The sequence below is a fragment of the Streptomyces sp. NRRL WC-3549 genome (assembly GCF_000721935.1).
In the GTDB taxonomy this organism is placed as follows: Bacteria; Actinomycetota; Actinomycetes; order Streptomycetales; family Streptomycetaceae; genus Streptomyces.
This window is the reverse complement of sequence record NZ_KL585425.1, coordinates 70,664-71,104: the sequence shown is the minus strand read 5'-3', so window position 1 is coordinate 71,104 and position 441 is coordinate 70,664. Positions and strand designations below refer to the sequence as shown.

General features: G+C 78.7%; 1 pseudogene. It reads right to left on the bottom strand.

The window, feature by feature from the left end:
- Window positions 1–441 (bottom strand): annotated as a pseudogene (locus tag IH13_RS40165) (ABC transporter permease); the annotation flags it as partial.

The window sequence follows — 441 nt, the reverse complement described above, 5'->3', positions numbered from 1 at the left end:
GGCCGATCATGCCTGCCGGTTCCGGCAGCAGCTCGGGGGCGCTGGTGACCCCGGAGAACGAATTGCCCAGGAGCACGACCAGCACGGCCCCCAGCCCGATGCCGCGCGTGCCCAGCAGGGCGGCGAGTCCGGCCACGGCCGCCCCGATCGCCAGGACCGTGAGGCAGACGGCACCCGCCTCGGTCCACCAGTCGCCCGCGAGGACGCCCAGCCAGCTGTGGGCGATCGCCGTGGCGACGGCCCCGACCAGCACCGAGGCGCCGGCCAGCGTCAGCGCCGCGCGGGCGCCGCGCAGGCCGAAGAGCGTGACGACCGCCCCCGAGGCCACGCCCGCCAGGGCCAGTGGCAGGACGGCGGCGCCGAGCGCGCTGCCGCGCGGGTCCGCCTCCGGTGCCGCGACGACGTCCGTGACCGGTACCGGCGTGCCGGCGGGCGCGGCCT